The 18176-nt window shown below is 39.2% G+C and carries 14 protein-coding genes; 7 read left to right on the top strand and 7 right to left on the bottom strand.

Features of this window, described 5'->3' with window-relative positions:
• Positions 1-115 precede the first annotated feature (115 nt).
• The 6 genes from DYE60_RS00070 to potC all read left to right on the top strand — a co-directional run bounded on the left by DYE60_RS00070 (position 116) and on the right by potC (position 5022).
• The gene (locus DYE60_RS00070; protein ID WP_115314509.1) at positions 116-910 is read left to right on the top strand and encodes a threonine/serine exporter family protein; all 795 of its coding nucleotides are present in this window, start codon (positions 116-118) and stop codon (positions 908-910) included.
• A gap of 1 nt (position 911) precedes the next feature.
• A complete protein-coding gene (locus DYE60_RS00065) occupies positions 912-1376 on the top strand; it encodes a threonine/serine exporter family protein (RefSeq protein WP_115314507.1) in 465 nt (154 codons plus the stop codon).
• Positions 1377-1500: 124 nt separating this feature from the next.
• Entirely contained in the window at positions 1501-2064 is a 564-nt protein-coding gene (locus DYE60_RS00060) for an NADPH-dependent FMN reductase (protein WP_115314505.1), read from the top strand.
• A 231-nt stretch (positions 2065-2295) separates the two neighbouring features.
• Complete coding sequence (gene potA / locus DYE60_RS00055) at positions 2296-3411, top strand: spermidine/putrescine ABC transporter ATP-binding protein PotA (RefSeq protein WP_115314503.1); 1116 nt, start codon at positions 2296-2298, stop codon at positions 3409-3411.
• Positions 3395-4255, top strand: a complete 861-nt coding sequence (potB, locus tag DYE60_RS00050) for a spermidine/putrescine ABC transporter permease PotB (protein WP_115314501.1) — start codon at positions 3395-3397, stop codon at positions 4253-4255. Before potA ends, potB begins: the two co-directional genes overlap by 17 nt.
• Positions 4255-5022 carry a spermidine/putrescine ABC transporter permease PotC gene (gene potC, locus DYE60_RS00045; RefSeq protein WP_115314499.1) on the top strand — a complete coding sequence of 256 codons (768 nt, stop codon included), beginning with the start codon at positions 4255-4257 and terminating at the stop codon, positions 5020-5022. The genes potB and potC overlap by 1 nt, the downstream gene beginning before the upstream one ends.
• A gap of 64 nt (positions 5023-5086) precedes the next feature.
• Here potC and glnA read toward each other — a convergent pair whose 3' ends face one another.
• The 3 genes from glnA to gltB all read right to left on the bottom strand — a co-directional run bounded on the left by glnA (position 5087) and on the right by gltB (position 12669).
• On the bottom strand, positions 5087-6502 hold the full coding sequence (glnA, locus tag DYE60_RS00040; protein ID WP_115314497.1) for a type I glutamate--ammonia ligase: 1416 nt from the start codon (positions 6500-6502) through the stop codon (positions 5087-5089).
• Positions 6503-6669: 167 nt separating this feature from the next.
• The gene (locus tag DYE60_RS00035) at positions 6670-8079 is read right to left on the bottom strand and encodes an FAD-dependent oxidoreductase (RefSeq protein ID WP_115314495.1); all 1410 of its coding nucleotides are present in this window, start codon (positions 8077-8079) and stop codon (positions 6670-6672) included.
• Positions 8080-8187: 108 nt separating this feature from the next.
• Positions 8188-12669, bottom strand: a complete 4482-nt coding sequence (gene gltB / locus DYE60_RS00030) for a glutamate synthase large subunit (RefSeq protein WP_341701578.1) — start codon at positions 12667-12669, stop codon at positions 8188-8190.
• Positions 12670-13130: 461 nt separating this feature from the next.
• Between gltB and DYE60_RS00025 the strand changes: the two genes are divergently transcribed.
• A complete protein-coding gene (locus tag DYE60_RS00025) occupies positions 13131-14270 on the top strand; it encodes a YjhT family mutarotase (RefSeq protein ID WP_115314491.1) in 1140 nt (379 codons plus the stop codon).
• A gap of 50 nt (positions 14271-14320) precedes the next feature.
• Here DYE60_RS00025 and DYE60_RS00020 read toward each other — a convergent pair whose 3' ends face one another.
• The 4 genes from DYE60_RS00020 to dnaA all read right to left on the bottom strand — a co-directional run bounded on the left by DYE60_RS00020 (position 14321) and on the right by dnaA (position 18176).
• Positions 14321-14509, bottom strand: coding sequence for an NF038104 family lipoprotein (locus DYE60_RS00020; RefSeq protein WP_115314489.1), 189 nt, complete (start codon positions 14507-14509; stop codon positions 14321-14323).
• Between the two features lie 113 nt (positions 14510-14622).
• Positions 14623-15708: a DNA replication/repair protein RecF gene (gene recF / locus DYE60_RS00015; protein WP_115314487.1), complete on the bottom strand. Its 1086-nt coding sequence runs from the start codon at positions 15706-15708 to the stop codon at positions 14623-14625.
• 18 nt (positions 15709-15726) lie between these two features.
• Entirely contained in the window at positions 15727-16830 is a 1104-nt protein-coding gene (gene dnaN / locus DYE60_RS00010) for a DNA polymerase III subunit beta (RefSeq protein WP_115314485.1), read from the bottom strand.
• 11 nt (positions 16831-16841) lie between these two features.
• Positions 16842-18176: a chromosomal replication initiator protein DnaA gene (gene dnaA / locus DYE60_RS00005; protein ID WP_115314483.1), complete on the bottom strand. Its 1335-nt coding sequence runs from the start codon at positions 18174-18176 to the stop codon at positions 16842-16844.

Genomic DNA, 18176 nt, shown 5'->3' with positions numbered 1-18176 from the left:
CATTTTTGTTAGCGGTCAAATTTTGTTGAGTTTTTACAAAATTTGACTGCTTTTTTATTGTATAAAAATCTATTGAGATTAAAATTTCCCTCAGTTTAATTTTATGAGGAAATTTATGACAAATACACTCTCAGAGGGAGAAATCCAACGGCAACGAGAAATCACTCGTTTATCAATCAAAACCGCACTCTTGTTATTACAACACGGTGCAGAAAGTACCTTAGTGGTGCAAATGGCGACAAGGCTCGGATTGGCGTTAGGCGTTGATAGCGTGGAATGCGTTTTAACGACGAACGGCGTAATGCTTACCACTTTGTACAAAGATAACTGCATCACTACCGTACGCCGCAACTTGGATAAAGGGATCAATATGCACGTTGTGACCGAAGTGTCACATATTGTGATCACCGCAGAACATAAAATTTTTGATATCCACCAAGTACGCCAAAATTTAGAACGCGTCAAACCCAAAAAATATAATCGTTATTTGGTGATTCTTATGGTGGGCTTATCCTGTGCCTGTTTCTCCCATTTAGCAGGGGGCGACTGGGCGATTTTTGGGATTACCTTTATAGCATCCTCTATCGCAATGTTTATTCGTCAAGAACTGGTGAAATATCATTATAACCATATTATCGTGTTTGCAATCACCGCCTTTGTTGGCTCCATTATTTCAGGTTTGGCATTAAAATATCAAATTGGTAATAGCCCTGAAATCGCCCTCGCGTCAAGTGTATTGCTACTCGTGCCAGGATTTCCCCTGATCAACGCCCTCGCAGATATTTTAAAAGGCTATATCAATATGGGGATAGGACGCTGGACATTAGCTACAGTGCTGACTTTTGGGGCGTGCATTGGCATTGTGTTCGCCCTAAGTTTGCTACAAATTCATAGCTGGGGAGGAAACTAATATGGAACTGCTACTAAATTTAATTGATGATATGTTTTTTGCTGCCATTCCTGCGGTGGGGTTTGCCCTTATTTTTAATGTGCCTGAAAATGCCCTAAAATATTGTGCGGTGCTTGGGGCAATCGGACACGCTTTTAGAACCTTTTTAATCCATTGTGAAATTCCGCTTGTTTTTGCCACATTTTTTGCCGCAGCTTTGATTGGTTTTATCGGCGTACACCTAGCAAAACATTATCTCGCCCATCCAAAAGTTTTTACCGTTGCTGCAATTATCCCGATGATTCCAGGTGTGCCGGCCTATCGTGCAATGATTGCTGTGGTACAAATTCATCATTATGGCAGCTCTCAGGAATTATTTACCCAAATGATTGATAATTTTATTCAAACGGGCTTTTTACTTGGTGCATTAGTATTTGGATTAGCCTTACCAGGTTTATTATTTTATCGTCAACGACCTGTTGTTTAATGTTAAATTTTATTCGTGATTATATGAAAATTGTGAAAAATTTTTGTGGTTAGTGTATTATTAGGAAACAAATCCGCGTTAATCAACGATTAACACCTCACATTTATCAATAGGAGTATCTATTATGACTAAAATTACTGTATTAGTAGGCAGTTTACGTAAAGCCTCAGTGGCAAGAAAAATGGCATTAAATGTAATGAAAATGTTTCCTGAAAACTATGACGTTGCTATCTATGAAATCGGCGATTTACCGCTTTATAACTTTGATTACGATGATGCAAATGAAACAGATTTCCCATTACCAGAAAGCTACACCGCATTCAGAGAAACCATTAAATCTTCTGATGGTGTATTATTCGTTACACCTGAAAACAACCGTACTATCCCTGCGTGTTTAAAAAATGCGGTGGATATTGGTTCAAAACCAAATGCTGACGTTGCGTGGAAAAATAAACCAGCAGGTATCATCAGCCATTCAGTGGGTAAAATGGGCGGTTATTCAGCACAGAAAAACCTTCGTTTAGCACTGTCATACTTTGATATGCCATTAACAGGACAACCTGAAATCTTTTTAGGAAATTCGCCAACTTTATTAGATGAAGCGGGCAATATCAATAACGATAAAACACGTGACTTCTTACAAGGTTACATCAACCAATTCGTTGAATTAGTTGAAAAAAATAAATAATTCTATTTTATTATAAAAATAAAATAGGAAAAGGCATCAAGGTGCCTGCCATTTGGTATTTTAGAAATGAGATGAAGCGGTCATATTTTTATAAAAATTTGCAAATTTTTCTTTAAATCTGACCGCTTTACCTATATCATTAACCGCTTTTATTTTAACCACACAGACGCTTTTTATTTGCGTTTGTAATTGTTCACACACTCTCAATCATTAAGGGGGAAACAACAGTAGATGGAAAAGTCAAATCAAAAACCCATCATTGAATTACGCTCATTAACCAAAAGTTACGGCGATAAAACTATCATAGAAAACTTCGATCTTACCATTAACAATGGTGAGTTTTTAACCATCCTAGGGCCTTCTGGTTGTGGTAAAACGACGGTTTTACGTTTAATTGCCGGTTTAGAAGATCCAAATGGTGGAACGATTAAGCTTGATGGCGAGGATATTACTAATATTCCAGCAGAACATAGGCACGTGAACACGGTGTTTCAAAGTTATGCTCTTTTCCCTCATATGACAATTTTTGAGAATGTGGCTTTTGGCTTAAAAATGCAAAAAGTACCAAATGCAGAAATTAAACCTCGTGTAATGGAAGCGTTAAAAATGGTTCGTTTAGATCAAATGGCGAACCGTAAACCAAGTGAACTTTCAGGTGGACAACAACAGCGTATTGCTATTGCACGTGCTGTGGTGAATAAACCAAAAGTGTTATTACTTGATGAATCTCTTTCTGCATTAGATTATAAATTGCGTAAAGAGATGCAAAATGAATTAAAAGAATTACAACGTCAGCTTGGGATTACCTTTATTTTCGTGACTCACGATCAAGAAGAAGCATTAACAATGTCAGATCGTATCATCGTAATGAATGAAGGAAACATCGAGCAAGACGGTACACCTCGTGAAATTTATGAAGAGCCAAAAACCTTGTTTATTGCACGCTTTATCGGTGAAATTAACGTATTCAACGCAACCGTTATTGAGCGAACTGATCCAAAAACAGTAAAAGCAAACGTGGAAGGACGAATTTGTGATATTCACACCAAACTTCCTGTTGTTGAAGGGCAAAAACTCAACGTTTTATTACGTCCAGAAGATATCGTGATTGAAGAGCTTGATGAAAATGAAAGTGCAAAAGCGGTTATCGGACACGTAACAAACCGTACCTATAAAGGGATGACCCTAGAAACAAACGTAATGCTTGATCGTAACGGAATGAAAGTTTTGGTAAGCGAATTCTTTAATGAAGACGATCCAAATATCGATCACTCTATCGGTCAAAAAGTGGCATTAACTTGGTATGAAGGTTGGGAGGTTGTACTTAACGATGAAACTAACCAGTAATAAATTTCAAAAAGCAACAATCGCTGTTATTTTTGTCTGGTTGGTCTTTTTTGTATTAGTGCCAAACTTACTGGTTTTTGTCACCAGTGTAATGACCAAAGATAGCAGTAATCTTGTTGAATTTACATTCTCATTAGACAGCTACAAGCGTTTAATCGATCCACTATACTCAAAAGTATTGTGGAACTCGCTATATATGTCAGGGATCGCCACAATATTATGTTTATTAGTGGGCTATCCTTTTGCATTTTTAATTGCAAAATGCCCTAAAAAATATCGTCCATTTTTACTTTTTTTAGTGATTTTACCTTTCTGGACAAACTCACTTATCCGTATTTATGGTATGAAAATCTTTTTAGGCGTAAAAGGTATTTTAAATACAGCATTGCTTTCCATCGGTGTCATCGATAGCCCAATTCGTATTCTGAATACCGAAGTGGCAGTTATCATTGGCTTGGTGTATATTTTGCTCCCATTTATGATCTTACCCCTCTATTCTTCGATTGAGAAATTAGATAATCGCCTATTAGAAGCGGCAAAAGATTTAGGTGCTAACGGTGTACAACGTTTTTTACGTGTGATTTTACCGTTAACAATGCCAGGTATTGTGGCAGGCTGTTTATTAGTATTACTACCAGCAATGGGAATGTTCTACGTGGCTGACCTATTAGGTGGGGCAAAAGTCTTGCTTGTGGGTAACGTGATTAAGAGTGAATTCTTAGTAACGCGAAACTGGCCGTTTGGTTCAGCAATCAGCGTTGCATTAACCTTGCTAATGGCGGTGATGATTTATATTTACTACCGTGCAAATAAATTATTAAATAAAAAGGTGGAGTTAAGCTAATGAAAAAAGTATTAAAAAGCCTTTTTAGTCTCAGCGTGTATGCGTTTTTATATATTCCGATTATCATTTTAGTTGTAAATTCATTCAATGCGGATCGCTACGGTCTGCACTGGAAAGGCTTTGACTTAAAATGGTATGAACGTTTATTTAGTAATGATACCTTAATGCAATCTGCATTTCACTCAGTAACTATTGCCTTTTTTGCGGCAACGGTCGCAACAATCATCGGTGGCTTAACCGCGATTGCGTTATATCGCTACCGTTTCAGAGGCAAACAGTTCGTGGGCGGAATGCTATTTATCGTAATGATGTCGCCAGATATCGTTATGGCAGTTTCATTCCTTGCACTCTTTATGTTTGTGGGAATGGCGTTAGGATTTTGGTCACTACTCTTTGCACACATCACATTCTGTCTACCTTATGTGGTAGTAACCGTTTCATCAAGATTGAGTGATTTTGACGGAAAAATGCTTGATGCGGCGAGAGATTTGGGTGCGAGTGAATTTACGATTTTACGTAAAATCATCTTCCCATTGATTCTACCAGCGGTAGTGTCAGGGTGGTTATTAAGCTTTACAATTTCTCTTGATGATGTGGTTATCTCATCGTTTGTAACAGGCGTGAGCTATGAAGTTTTACCACTTAAAATCTTCTCATTAGTGAAAACAGGGGTAACCCCAGAAGTAAACGCTCTTGCAACCTTAATGATTATTTTCTCATTGATACTGATTGTATTAAGTCAGATCGTCAGTAAGAAAAAAGTTTAAAATTAAGAAATAAAAATAACCCCGTTAATCTTAAAAAATTAACGGGGTTTTTATATGCTTACTCTTACGCGTAATACATCTCAAATTCCACAGGGTGTGGCGTCATATTTAAACGCTCGACTTCTTTGCGTTTCATTCCAATAAAGGTCTCGATAAACGCTTTTGAGAATACGCCACCTTGCGTTAAGAATTCATAATCTTTTTCTAATGAATCCAATGCTTCACCTAATGAACCAGCTACCGCAGGAATATCTTTTAATTCTTCTGGAGGAAGATCATAAAGATTTTTATCCATTGCATCACCTGGGTGGATTTTATTTAAAATTCCGTCTAAGCCCGCCATTAACAAGGCTGAGAAAGCTAAGTATGGGTTTGCTAATGGATCAGGGAAACGTGCTTCGATACGTGTTGCTTTTGGATTCGTAATCGCAGGAATACGAATTGATGCTGAGCGGTTACTTGCTGAATAAGCCAATAATACCGGTGCTTCAAAACCTGGAACTAAACGTTTATACGAGTTGGTTGAAGGGTTGGTAAACGCATTTAAAGCTTTGGCGTGTTTAATGATTCCACCAATGTAGTATAATGCCGTTTCAGAAAGCCCTGCATATTTATCACCCATAAAGATATTTTGACCATCCTTACTTAATGACATATTACAGTGCATTCCAGAACCGTTATCACCTGTGATTGGTTTTGGCATAAAACACGCCGTTTTACCGTGCTCTAGAGCAACATTTTTCACAATATATTTATAAATTTGGGTTTCATCGGCTTTTAAAGTTAATGAATTAAATTTAGTCGCAATTTCATTCTGCCCCGCTGTCGCCACTTCGTGATGGTGTGCTTCAATCACTAAGCCCATTTCTTCTAATAATAAACACATTTCAGAGCGAATATCGTGAGCAGAATCATTTGGTGCAACGGCACAGTAGCCACCTTTAACTAATGGACGATAGCCGTTATTGCCATCTTCATATTTTTTATTGGTATTCCACGCCCCTTCAATATCATCAACCACATAAGAATTACCATTCATCTTATTGCTAAAACGCACATCATCAAAGAGGAAAAACTCTGGTTCAGGACCGAATAATACCGTATCCGCAATCCCTGTTGATTTTAAATAATTTTCCGCACGCATTGCGATTGAACGAGGGTCACGATCGTAAGATTGCATTGTCGTTGGTTCATAAATACTACAACGAATTGATAAAGTTGGAATTTGTGCAAAAGGATCAACCACTGCACTTTCAGGAATTGGCATTAACAACATATCGGCTTTATTGATGGCTTTCCAGCCTTCAACAGATGAGCCATCGAACATTTTACCTTCTTCAAATAAATCTTCATCTACGGCACTGACTGGCAAAGAAACACCGTGTTCAAAACCTTTAATATTGGTAAAGTGAAGAAGAACAAATTTAATATCATTTTCTTCTATAAGTTTAAATACATTTTGCACTGCTGCATTTGACATAATTGCTTCCTTATTGGTTAGTTTTAATATAATTTATTCATTATTGTTTATAAAATCAAGTCTTTGTTTAATTAAATTTTCGATAGTTTTTTTCTGATGAAGCGGTCATTTTTTTTATCAGTTTTTGCAAATTTTTATAAAAATTTCACCGCTTATCAAATCACAAATTACACATTCAAATAATCTAAAATTCCCTGTGCCGCTTCTCGCCCTTCCATAATTGCCGTTACCACAAGGTCAGAGCCACGCGTGATGTCACCCCCTGCAAAAATTTTGGGGTTACTGGTTTGCTGTTGATATTGCCCTGTGGTTTGAATGCGTCCTCGAGCATCCACTTCAATCCCCACGCTTTCTAAAAATGGCATTGCACTCGGCGAGAAACCAAAGGCAATAATCACCGCATCGCATTCAATGATTTCTTCACTACCTGCGATAATCTCAGCACGCTGACGCCCTGTTGCATCAGGTTTACCAAGCTGTGTTTGTGCCATTTGAATACCGATAACTTGCCCTACTTCATTGGTTTTAATGCCCAATGGCTGCACATTAAAGCGGAATTTTCCGCCCTCTTCTTTGGCATTTTGGACTTCTTTTTTTGAACCCGCCATATTTTTTTCATCACGGCGATAAGCACAAATCACGTCCCTCGCTTGCTGACGAAGTGCCGTTCTCACGCAGTCCATCGCCGTATCGCCACCGCCCAGTACCACGACTTTTTTATCTTTTAAGGATACAAATTCATCGGTTTCCAAGCCCATCACATTTTTGGTATTACCGATTAAAAATGACAATGCAGAATAGACACCCTGTGCAGTTTCATTAGGAATATTAGCCTTGATACTTCGATACGTTCCCACCGCCATAAACACCGCATCATACTCTTCCACCAAACGTTCTAATGGCATATCTTTGCCGATTTCTACGCCTAATTTGAACTCAATCCCCATTTCGCTAAAAATTTCACGGCGACGTGTCATCACGCTTTTTTCTAATTTAAAAGAGGGAATGCCAAAAGTCAGCAAGCCTCCAATTTCTGGCTGGCGTTCATACACCGTAACCGAGACACCGTTTTTAATCAGTTGCTCCGCACAGCCTAGTCCCGCAGGTCCTGAGCCAATAACGGCGACTTTTTTACCCGAGTGGAGGATATTTTTAACCCTTGGTCGCCAGCCCATTTCAAAGGCAGTTTCCGTAATATATTTTTCAATACTGCCGATTGTTACCGCTTCAAAATCCGCATTTAACGTACAAGAGCCTTCACACAAGCGATCTTGTGGGCAAACGCGTCCGCAGATTTCAGGCAATGTATTGGTTTCGTGAGCCAACTCCGCCGCTTCAATAATACGTCCTTCATAGGTTAATTTTAACCAGTTGGGAATATTATTATGAAGGGGGCATTTGTGCTGACAATATGGATTTCCGCACCCCAAACAGCGATCCGCTTGGGATTGTGCTTGAGGTTCGTCAAAAATTTGATAAATTTCGATAAACTGCTGTTTACGTTTATGCAATGAGATCTTCGGTGGATCGTTGCGGTTTAAATCGATAAATTGATAAATATTTCCCTGCTGTGCCATAGTTATTCCTAATACTGTTCTTAATTTTAATAGGTCACTTTATTTTCTAAGCGGTCATTTTTTGCAATGAATTTGCAAATTTTTATAAAAAAATGACCGCTTCGTTGCTTATTGTGTGATAACACCCAACTCATTCACTGTACGACGTTGGTGTCCGAGCAATGCTTTGATGTCATTGGCTTTCGGTTTAACCAACACGAACTGAGCCACATAATCATTCCAATTTTCTAAAATGCGTTCCGCCAACGGACTATGGGTTTTTTCAAGATGTGTTGAAATTAAACCACGCAAATGCTCTTGGTGGGTCGGCAAATCTGTAATAGAAAGCCCTTCCACCAATTCAGGATTGATACGCTCATTAAAGTGGTTATCCACATCTAAAACATACGCAAAGCCCCCCGTCATACCCGCACCGAAGTTGATGCCCGTTTTACCTAACACGCACACTACCCCGCCAGTCATATATTCACAGCCGTTATCGCCAATGCCTTCAACCACTGCCGTCGCCCCTGAGTTACGCACCGCAAAACGCTCACCAACTCGCCCTGAGGCATAAAGTTTACCGCCCGTTGCACCGTATAAACAGGTGTTTCCGGCGATGGTGGAATGCTCAGGTTGGAACGATACGCCTGTATGTGGACGAATCACAATGCTTCCACCCGCCATACCTTTACCGACATAATCGTTGGTATCGCCAATCAGAGAAATATTCACGCCACCGGATAACCACGCCCCTAAACTTTGCCCTGCTGTTCCCACTAAATTTAGGTCAAAGCGTTGCTGTGGATTGCCTTTATTGCCATATTTCTGTGCAATTTTGCCTGAAAGTGTCGCCCCAATAGAACGATCTAAATTGCTCACATCAAAATTCATTTCTAAATGGCAAGGCGCATCAGAGTGCAATACGCTTTCGGCTTCTTTCATTATCGCTTTGTTAAGCAAACCTTGATCCATTGGTGGATTGCTCTCAATACAATGCGTTGCGCCGCCTTTTGGTACTTGCGGTTTATAAAGTAAACGTGTGAGATCAAGTTGGGAATGCTTCGTCGTTTTGCCTTCGAACACCGCCAAAAGATCGGTTCGACCAATCAGATCCGTTAATTTTTCTACGCCAAGTTGTGCCATAATTTCACGCACGTCTTGGGCGATAAATTTAAAATAGTTCATCGCTTTTTCAGGCAGTCCGTGATAGTGATTTTGACGCAATATTTCATCTTGAGTCGCTAAGCCTGTCGCACAGTTATTCAAATGACAAATACGTAAATAACGGCAGCCTAACGCTACCATTGGACCTGTGCCAAAGCCAAAACTTTCCGCCCCTAAAATGGCAGCTTTGATAATATCCAAGCCGGTTTTCAACCCACCATCCACTTGTAAACGGACTTTATGGCGTAAGTTATTTTCTACCAACGCTTGCTGTGCTTCTGCCAACCCAAGCTCCCACGGCGAACCGGCATATTTCACACTCGTCAGCGGACTTGCCCCTGTGCCACCGTCATAGCCCGCAATGGTAATTAAATCGGCATAAGCTTTGGCAACCCCTGTGGCAATCGTGCCAACACCCGGTAAAGACACGAGTTTTACCGAAATTAAGGCGTTTGGATTCACTTGTTTCAAATCAAAAATCAGCTGAGCAAGATCCTCAATTGAATAAATATCGTGGTGCGGTGGCGGTGAAATCAAGGTCGAACCTGGCACCGAATAACGTAATTTTGCAATGTAAGGGGTGACTTTATCCCCTGGAAGTTGTCCGCCCTCACCCGGTTTTGCCCCTTGTGCCACTTTAATTTGAATCACATCGGCACTCATTAAATAAGCAGGCGTCACCCCAAAACGTCCCGAAGCCACTTGTTTGATACGAGACACTTTTTCCGTGCCATAACGCACCGGATCTTCGCCCCCTTCCCCTGAATTTGAGAAACCACCCAAACGGTTCATCGCGGTCGCAAGGGCTTCATGTGCCTCAGGGCTTAATGCACCAATACTCATCGCGGCACTATCAAAACGTTTATACAATAATTCCGCAGGCTCGACGTTATCCAATGCAATCGCGTTGCTCGGATCGATTTTTAACTGCAATAAATCACGGATATTCGTGACAGGACGCTGATTCACGGTTTCCGCATATTTTTTATAAATCTGATAATCCCCAGAATTCACCGCTTGTTGCAAATAATTTACCACGTCAGGGTTATAGGCGTGATATTCACCTTGCGGTTTATATTTTAAATCGCCCCCCATTTCTAATGATTGGCTGATTCGCCACGCTTGACGGTGCAATCGTTGGTTATCTTTATTCAGCTCTTCAAAGCTCGCCCCTTCAATACGACAGCGAATGCGAGGGAAACATAAATGTGTAATTTCTTGACTTAATCCGACCGCTTCAAACAGATGGGCACAGCGATAAGATGAGATGGTTGAGATCCCCATTTTAGAAATAATTTTATATAACCCTTTATCAATCCCTTTTCTAAAATTTGCAATCACATCACGTAATGGCTTATCAATCGCCCCTTGTTTAACTAGTTGCCCTAAGCTTTCATAGGCAAGATAAGGATAGATTGCGGTCGCCCCTAAACCAATCAACACCGCAAAATGGTGCGGATTTCTCGCTGAGCCGGTTTCCACCAAAATATTGGCATCACAACGCAAATTCTTTTCGACCAAGCGTTGCTGAACCGCCCCCACAGAAAGAGCAGCAGGGATCGGTAAATCCGTTTTACTGATTAAACGATCCGACAGCGTAATCAAGCCATAACCCTCTCTTGCAGAGGCTTCCGCTTGATCGCACAATTTCACAATCGCACTGCGTAAATCCGTTTCATTCGGATTATAGGTCGCATCTAAAACGATATGTTTATACCATTGCTGTGGCAAGGAGAGAATTTGTTGCATATCGGAATAAACCAAAATCGGTGATTTGAAGTTCACGCGGTGGGAGGTGCTTTCCGTTTCAAAAAAGACACTCACTTCTTGCCCGATATTCGTTGCAAGGCTCATTACGTGAGCTTCACGCAATGGATCGATAGGCGGATTGGTGACCTGTGCAAAATATTGACGGAAATAATCATAGATAATGCGTGGTCTTTCAGATAACACCGCAAAAGGGGTATCGTCGCCCATTGAACCCACAGGTTCTTGTCCGTTTTCCCCTAAAACTTGAATCACGTTTTCTAATTCTTCTTTTGAATAAGCGAACTGCTTTTGATGGATAAGCAATTCATTTTCGCTTAATTCTGCTTTACCCACAGCCTGATCTTCAACCTGTTCAAAAGGAGTCAAACGCAACACATTTTTTTGTAACCATTCTCGGTATGGGTGGCGATCTTTAATTTCTGCATCAATTTCTGCAGAATGAATTAAGCGACCGTTGTCGGTGTCAATCACAAGTAATTCACCCGGACCAACACGCCCTTTTTCAACCACTTCATCGGGAGCATAATCCCAAATGCCAACTTCACTCGCAATGGTAATTAGCTTATCTTGAGTGATCACATAACGAGCAGGACGCAAGCCATTGCGATCTAAATTACAGGCAACGTGGCGACCGTCACTCAATACGATCCCCGCCGGTCCATCCCAAGGCTCCATATGCATTGCATTAAAATCATAGAACGCACGCAAATCTTCGTCCATATCTGGATTGTGTTGCCACGCAGGTGGAATCAATAAACGCATTGCTCGGAATAAATCCATTCCGCCATTCACAAAAAGCTCTAACATATTATCTAACGAGCTTGAATCCGACCCCGTTTCATTGATAAAAGGGGCAACGGTTTGTAAATCAGGAATTAACGGCGTGCTATATTTATACGCCCTTGCTCTTGCCCACGCACGGTTACCTGAAATAGTATTGATTTCGCCATTATGGGCTAAATAGCGGAAAGGTTGGGCTAATTTCCATTGAGGTAACGTGTTCGTTGAAAAACGTTGATGGAATAAACAGATCGCACTTTCCATACGTAAATCCGCTAAATCTAAATAAAATTTAGGGAGATCCTTTGGAATGCACAGCCCTTTATAAATAATGGTTTGCGAAGATAGGCTACAAATATAGAAATCGCTTTGCTCAATGCGTTTTTCAATGCGACGACGTGCCATATATAAACGGCGTTCCATATCCTTAATGCCCCAACCTGGAGGCACATTGATAAACACCTGTTTGATTGCGGGCAAGCTCGCCAAAGCAATGGAACCTAATATCGCAGGGTTAATCGCGACATCACGCCACGCACTGATGGTTAAGGTTTCTTTGGTTAACTCTTCTTTGATAATCGCTTGATATTGTTGGATTAAATTAGGATCAGTCGGAAAGAAAATCTGCCCTACCGCAAATTCTTTGGCTAATTTGAAGCCTTGTTCTTGGGCAATAAAACGGAAAAAACGCTTTGGCATTTGCAAATGTAATCCACAGCCATCCCCTGTTTTACCGTCTGATAACACCGCCCCACGATGTTGCATTCGAGATAAACCTAAAATCGCATTACGAACCACTTTATGGCTTTGCTCGCCTTCGATATTCGCAATTAAACCAAACCCACAGTTTTCTCGCACTTCACTCTTATCATATAACATAGTAATCTGATCCACTCTCTATCCCCATTTATAAAAATAGTTAAAATATGATATCTATTTTAATTATTTGACTTAATTTTTAACAAAAAAAACGTAAAATAATCATCAATGATTAGAATTATAAATAAATATCATAAAAAATACTAATGCTTTGTAAAAATAAATTAAGTGGCAAAAAAGGTCATCAAACAAGCGGTCATATTTTATTGAAAATTTGCAAATTTAAAAAAACTCATCGCAAAAATAATCAATAGTAACTATTCGATAAAAATTTTAATTTTGTGAACTAATCGGCAAAATTGAATATTTCTTATTCCTAAAATAAATTGTCTTGAATATAATCACAAATTAGAAGTTAATTTCAAATAAATTTAAGATTATGAAAATTTACTTCACTAAAATTAAATTTAAAGTAACCACCCTTTTTACTCTAAATTTGATTTGCTGTCTTTGTTGAATATACCAAGGAGTCTTAAATGAAAAAATTTTTTCTAAAATCATCAATCGCTCTCGCTACCCTTACACTATGCTCTGGAGCCTTTGCATCACAATATCCAAATCTACCTGAGGTTATTGCGGGATCAGAAACTGGTGCATTAGTTGGGGATACACTCTATGTTGGGCTTGGCTCAAAATCAGATCTTTTCTATTCATTAAATTTAAAAGATAAAAATGCAAAATGGGAAGCTATTCCAGCATTCCCAGGTGGTGCGAGAAACCAAGCTGTCGCTGCAGGAGTTGATGGTAAACTTTATGTCTTCGGGGGTTTCCAAAATACAGATATCGCAGATAACCAAACAGCAAAAGATGCATATAGCTATAATCCTGCCGATAAAAAATGGGAAAAATTAACCACTCGTTCACCATTCGGTCCAAGTGCTGGTACAAGTGTAACGACTTATAAAGATAAAATTTATTTCTTCGGTGGTGTGAACCAAAATATTTGGGACGGCTTATTCCAAGATGCTAAAGCAGCAGGCGAAGAAAAAGGCAAAGTATTCGATAAATATTTTGATATGTCTGCGGAAGATTTCTTATTTAACCCTATCGTAACCAGCTATGAACCAAAAACCAACCACTGGGCAAATCAAGGCTACTTCCCTTATGGTGGACGTGCAGGAGCAGCATTTGCGGTGGTTGATGGTAAATTTGTGGTCGCAAATGGTGAGCTTAAAGCAGGGCTTCGCACGGATACTACCGAAATCGGTACACTGGGTAAAAAAGGTATTGAATGGAAAGCAATGCAAAAATTGCCAGCACCAACAGGGGATAAATCCCAAGAAGGTATCGCTGCTGTAATGAGCGGTATTAGTCACGGCACCTATTTAGTCACAGGTGGAGCAAACTTCCCAGGTGTTGCTGAAAATTACGCAAAAGGGGTAAATGATCACCGTAAAGCAAAAGCAAACAAAACATTCCGCAGTGAAGTTTATGCCTTAGATATGAAAACAGGCGTGTGGAAAATCGTAGGAAATTTACCTGTTGGTACGGCTGGAGCCGTTTCTGTGACCTATGATGATAAAGTGATTATTGCTGGGGGTAAAACAACAGGCAACAAAGCATTAACAGACGTTAAAACAATGAGTTACGATGGCAAAGTATTAACCATTGAATAATTATTGATAATCTAAAAAATGCCTGTCATATAATATGCAGGCATTTTTTATTATTTGTCTTCTTCCTCATCATCACTATCAGGAATAACCGCATCAGCCACTGCACCTGTTGTTTTCACGGCAATTTTTGCCGTAGTAAGAGCTGCAGAAGCTGCAAGATCTACTGCAGAAACCACTAAACACCCCGATAATAAAAAAGATAAAAATAAGATTGAAAAAAGTTTACTAAAAAATTTCATTTGTTTTGTCCTAATAAAAATAAAAGGATAGCGTGTTTTCACACAATCTATCCACTTTGAATAAAAAACTAAGCGGTCATTTTTTATTTAAAATTTACAAAAAACAACTCCGTTTAACAGGGCGTTATTTCCCCATCTTGTACTTCAAAAAGTACATCATTTGCATTATTTTGCCAGTCCATATAGTGTAGTTGATCCTTTGTAATCGCTGTTACAAAGACTTGAGATTGGCTTTCTCGTAAGCGTTGTGTGAGCAATTCTCTTTTATTGAGATCAAGCTCTGAGGCAAAATCATCAATCAAAAACAAACACTGTTGTTGCTTTTGTTGAATTAAATACTCGCCCTGTGCCAAACGCAAGGCACACATTAGCAATTTTAACTGCCCACGAGATAATACATCTTCCACAGGCAAGCCATTGGCACGAAAACGGAAATCCGCTTTTTGAGCACCAATCATCGTATAACCAATACCTTTATCTCGCTCAAAACCTTGTGCAAGCACTTCAGCATAGTCCTGATCTTTGTTCCAACCTTGATAAAATTGGGCGGTAATCTCTAATTCAGGGAGAAAAAATTGACAGGTTTTTTCTATTTCTGGAGATAATTTTGTGGCGTAGTCCACTCGCATTTGGCTGACTTTTTCTGTGAGTTTGACTAACTCTTTATCCCAATGTAGCAAATCTTGATATTGTCTAACTTGGGCTAAGGCGGCATTGCGTTGCTTTAATAAACGGCGTAATGCTGTCCACTCACTATAAAATTGAGGATGTAAATGAAACAAGCCCCAATCAAGAAAAGCTCGGCGATAACTTGGCCCACCATTTAATAACGTTAAGCCTTCAGGCATAATAATTTGCATTGGTAAAAGATGAGCTAAATCAGCAATTTTATTACCGTCTTGTCCATTGATTTTTAATACCGTTTCGCCTTGACGTTTTTTTTGTAACCCAACACTCCAACTGTGCTTCGCTTCGTCTATTTTGCCGTGCAGAATAAAATCATCGTGATCGTAATGAATAATACGATTGCTCACATTACTTTTAAACGAGCGTCCATGTCCTAAATAAAAAATCGCTTCTAATAAGCTAGTTTTACCACTGCCATTTTCGCCAACCAAAAAGTTAAAGCCGTGACTCAATTCAAGATCCACGGCATTTAAATTTCTAAAATTTTGAATAATTAGACGGCTTAATGACATTTTAAAAATGATGAAAGATTACAGACGCATTGGCATAATGACATATTCAGCCGTGCTGTTATCACAATCTTCAATTAAGCAGCTTGAACTTGAATCCACTAAGTTAATGCGAACACGTTCACATTTTAGGGTATTCAGTACGTCTAGCAAATAGCTCACGTTAAAGCCCACTTCCATTTCGACATTTTGATAAGCTACATCAATAATTTCTTCCGCTTCCTCTTGCTCTGGGTTATTAGCAGTAATTTTTAATAGATTATTGCTTAATGCTAAACGCACTCCACGGAAACGCTCATTTGATAAGATCGCTGCACGCACTAAAGCACGTTTTAAAATCTCAGTATTCGCTTCCAAAATACGATCCGCGTTACGAGGCAATACACGACGATAATCAGGGAAACGTCCATCGATCAATTTTGACGTAAACACCATATTATTCATTGAAATACGAATATGGTTCGAGCCAATTTCAAGGCGGATCATTTCGTCATTTGGTGCAAGTAAACGAGATAATTCAATCACGGCTTTACGAGGCACAATCACACTATGGCTTGGTAACTCTTGGATTAACGGCATTGTACACACTGCTAAACGGTGTCCATCTGTGGCAACAGTACGTAATAAATTACCTTCAGTTTCAAACTTCATACCATTTAAGAAATAGCGAGCATCTTGGTTTGCCATTGAAAACTGAGTTGCATCAATTAAACGTGTTAAGGTTGATTGCTCAATGTTAAAATCAACTTCGCAGTTCCAATCCATTAAACTTGGATAATCGCTTGCTGGTAAAGTCGCTAAATTAAATTTACTACGAGAAGCCTGAATTAACGCTCTGCCCTCTTCAAATTTAATCGCAATCACTGAATCATCAGCCAACGTTTTACAGATATCCAAAAATTTCTTCGCAGGAATAGTTACCTTCATTTCTGATTCAAAAGGTTCAGCTAACTCCGCTTGTGTCGTTAATTCAACCTCTAAATCTGTTCCTGTTAAAAATAATTGGTTATTTTTAATTTCTAATAAAATATTATTGATAACAGGCAAAGTCGGACGACTGCTCAACACACTACATACTTGCTGTAATGGTTTCAATAATTTTTCACGAGTAATAGTAAATTGCATAACAATTCCTTTTAAGATGATAATTTGCGTGTTAAATGGACATAATCTTCTCGCAGACCGCTATTTTCGTCCATTAGTTCGTTAATTCGTTTAATTGCGTGCATTACGGTAGTGTGATCTTTACGATCAAAAGCACGTGCAATTTCTGGCAAGCTGTGATTGGTTAATTCTTTTGCTAACAGCATTGCAATCTGGCGAGGGCGTGTAAACATCGCCTTACGGCTCTCTGATTTTAATTCAGACACTTTGATATTATAACGATCCGCCACCACTTTTTGAATATTTTCTATTGTAACTAAATGCTCGTAAGATGAAATAAGATCTTTTAACGCCTCACGCACCGCATCAATAGTAATCGGACGCTTAGTAAATTTACGCCACGCAATAATACGGTTTAATGCACCTTCTAATTCTCGTACATTAGTACGCAATTTTTGGGCTAAAAAGAACGCTACGTCTTCTTCTAACACTTCACCACGCTCTTCTGCTTTTTTCATTAAAATAGCAACACGAGTTTCTAGTTCAGGTGGCTCAATCGCGGCATTCACACCCCAACTTAAACGAGAACGGATTCGTTCCTCAATATTTTGAATATTTTTAGGGAATACATCAGAGGCAACCACAATCTGTTTACTACGTTCAAAAAGCGTATTAAAAGTATGGAAAAATTCCTCTTGCGATGCTTCTTTATTCGCAAAAAATTGAATGTCATCGATCATCAACACATCAAGAGAACGATAAAAATTCTTAAATTTTTCAATAGAATTGCTTTTAAGAGCTTTTACCATATCTTGAACAAAACGCTCTGAATGGATATACACAATTTTTGCATTCGGATTATTTTTTAGAATTTCGTTACCGATAGCGTGCAATAAGTGTGTTTTACCCAAGCCCGTTCCACCATAAAGTGAAAATGGATTACAATGGCTTTCGCCCACATTTTCTACCACTAACTGAGCAATAGATTTTGCCATCTGGTTAGACTTACCTTGCACAAAATTATCGAAGGTTAAACCTTCTAGTAAACCTGTTTGAATCGTCGGTTTAAGTACTTCTTCTGGGGCTTGCCCTTGCGTTGCTTGTGGTTGAGGTTCTTCTATTTTTGGCTTTGCCCCTACACGGATTACTACATCAAGTTGATCATTTTTCGATAAAAAACGTACCAATTCCGTGATCTCAGCCAAAAACTTATCTTGTACCCAGTTTGCAATAAACTGATTGTGTGCATAAAGTACCAGCTGATTACCATCTAACATCGCCTGCAACGGGCGTAACCAAGCATTAAACTCTTGCGAAGAGACCTTGGTTTGCAAATGTTCTAAGCTATCACGCCAAAGAGAAGACAC

It is taken from the genome of Phocoenobacter uteri (genome assembly GCF_900454895.1).
Taxonomy (GTDB): Bacteria; Pseudomonadota; Gammaproteobacteria; order Enterobacterales; family Pasteurellaceae; genus Phocoenobacter; species Phocoenobacter uteri.
Note: the sequence above shows the minus strand (reverse complement) of the source record. Positions and strands in the feature narration are given on the sequence as shown.

Bases quoted from the DNA above. Each gene is read 5' to 3' on its own strand.
- DYE60_RS00070 (WP_115314509.1), top strand. From the start codon at position 116: ATGACAAATACACTCTCAGAGGGAGAAATCCAACGGCAACGAGAAATC.
- DYE60_RS00065 (WP_115314507.1), top strand. From the start codon at position 912: ATGGAACTGCTACTAAATTTAATTGATGATATGTTTTTTGCTGCCATT.
- DYE60_RS00060 (WP_115314505.1), top strand. From the start codon at position 1,501: ATGACTAAAATTACTGTATTAGTAGGCAGTTTACGTAAAGCCTCAGTG.
- potA (WP_115314503.1), top strand. From the start codon at position 2,296: ATGGAAAAGTCAAATCAAAAACCCATCATTGAATTACGCTCATTAACC.
- potB (WP_115314501.1), top strand. From the start codon at position 3,395: ATGAAACTAACCAGTAATAAATTTCAAAAAGCAACAATCGCTGTTATT.
- potC (WP_115314499.1), top strand. From the start codon at position 4,255: ATGAAAAAAGTATTAAAAAGCCTTTTTAGTCTCAGCGTGTATGCGTTT.
- glnA (WP_115314497.1), bottom strand. From the start codon at position 6,502: ATGTCAAATGCAGCAGTGCAAAATGTATTTAAACTTATAGAAGAAAAT.
- DYE60_RS00035 (WP_115314495.1), bottom strand. From the start codon at position 8,079: ATGGCACAGCAGGGAAATATTTATCAATTTATCGATTTAAACCGCAAC.
- DYE60_RS00025 (WP_115314491.1), top strand. From the start codon at position 13,131: ATGAAAAAATTTTTTCTAAAATCATCAATCGCTCTCGCTACCCTTACA.
- DYE60_RS00020 (WP_115314489.1), bottom strand. From the start codon at position 14,509: ATGAAATTTTTTAGTAAACTTTTTTCAATCTTATTTTTATCTTTTTTA.
- recF (WP_115314487.1), bottom strand. From the start codon at position 15,708: ATGTCATTAAGCCGTCTAATTATTCAAAATTTTAGAAATTTAAATGCC.
- dnaN (WP_115314485.1), bottom strand. From the start codon at position 16,830: ATGCAATTTACTATTACTCGTGAAAAATTATTGAAACCATTACAGCAA.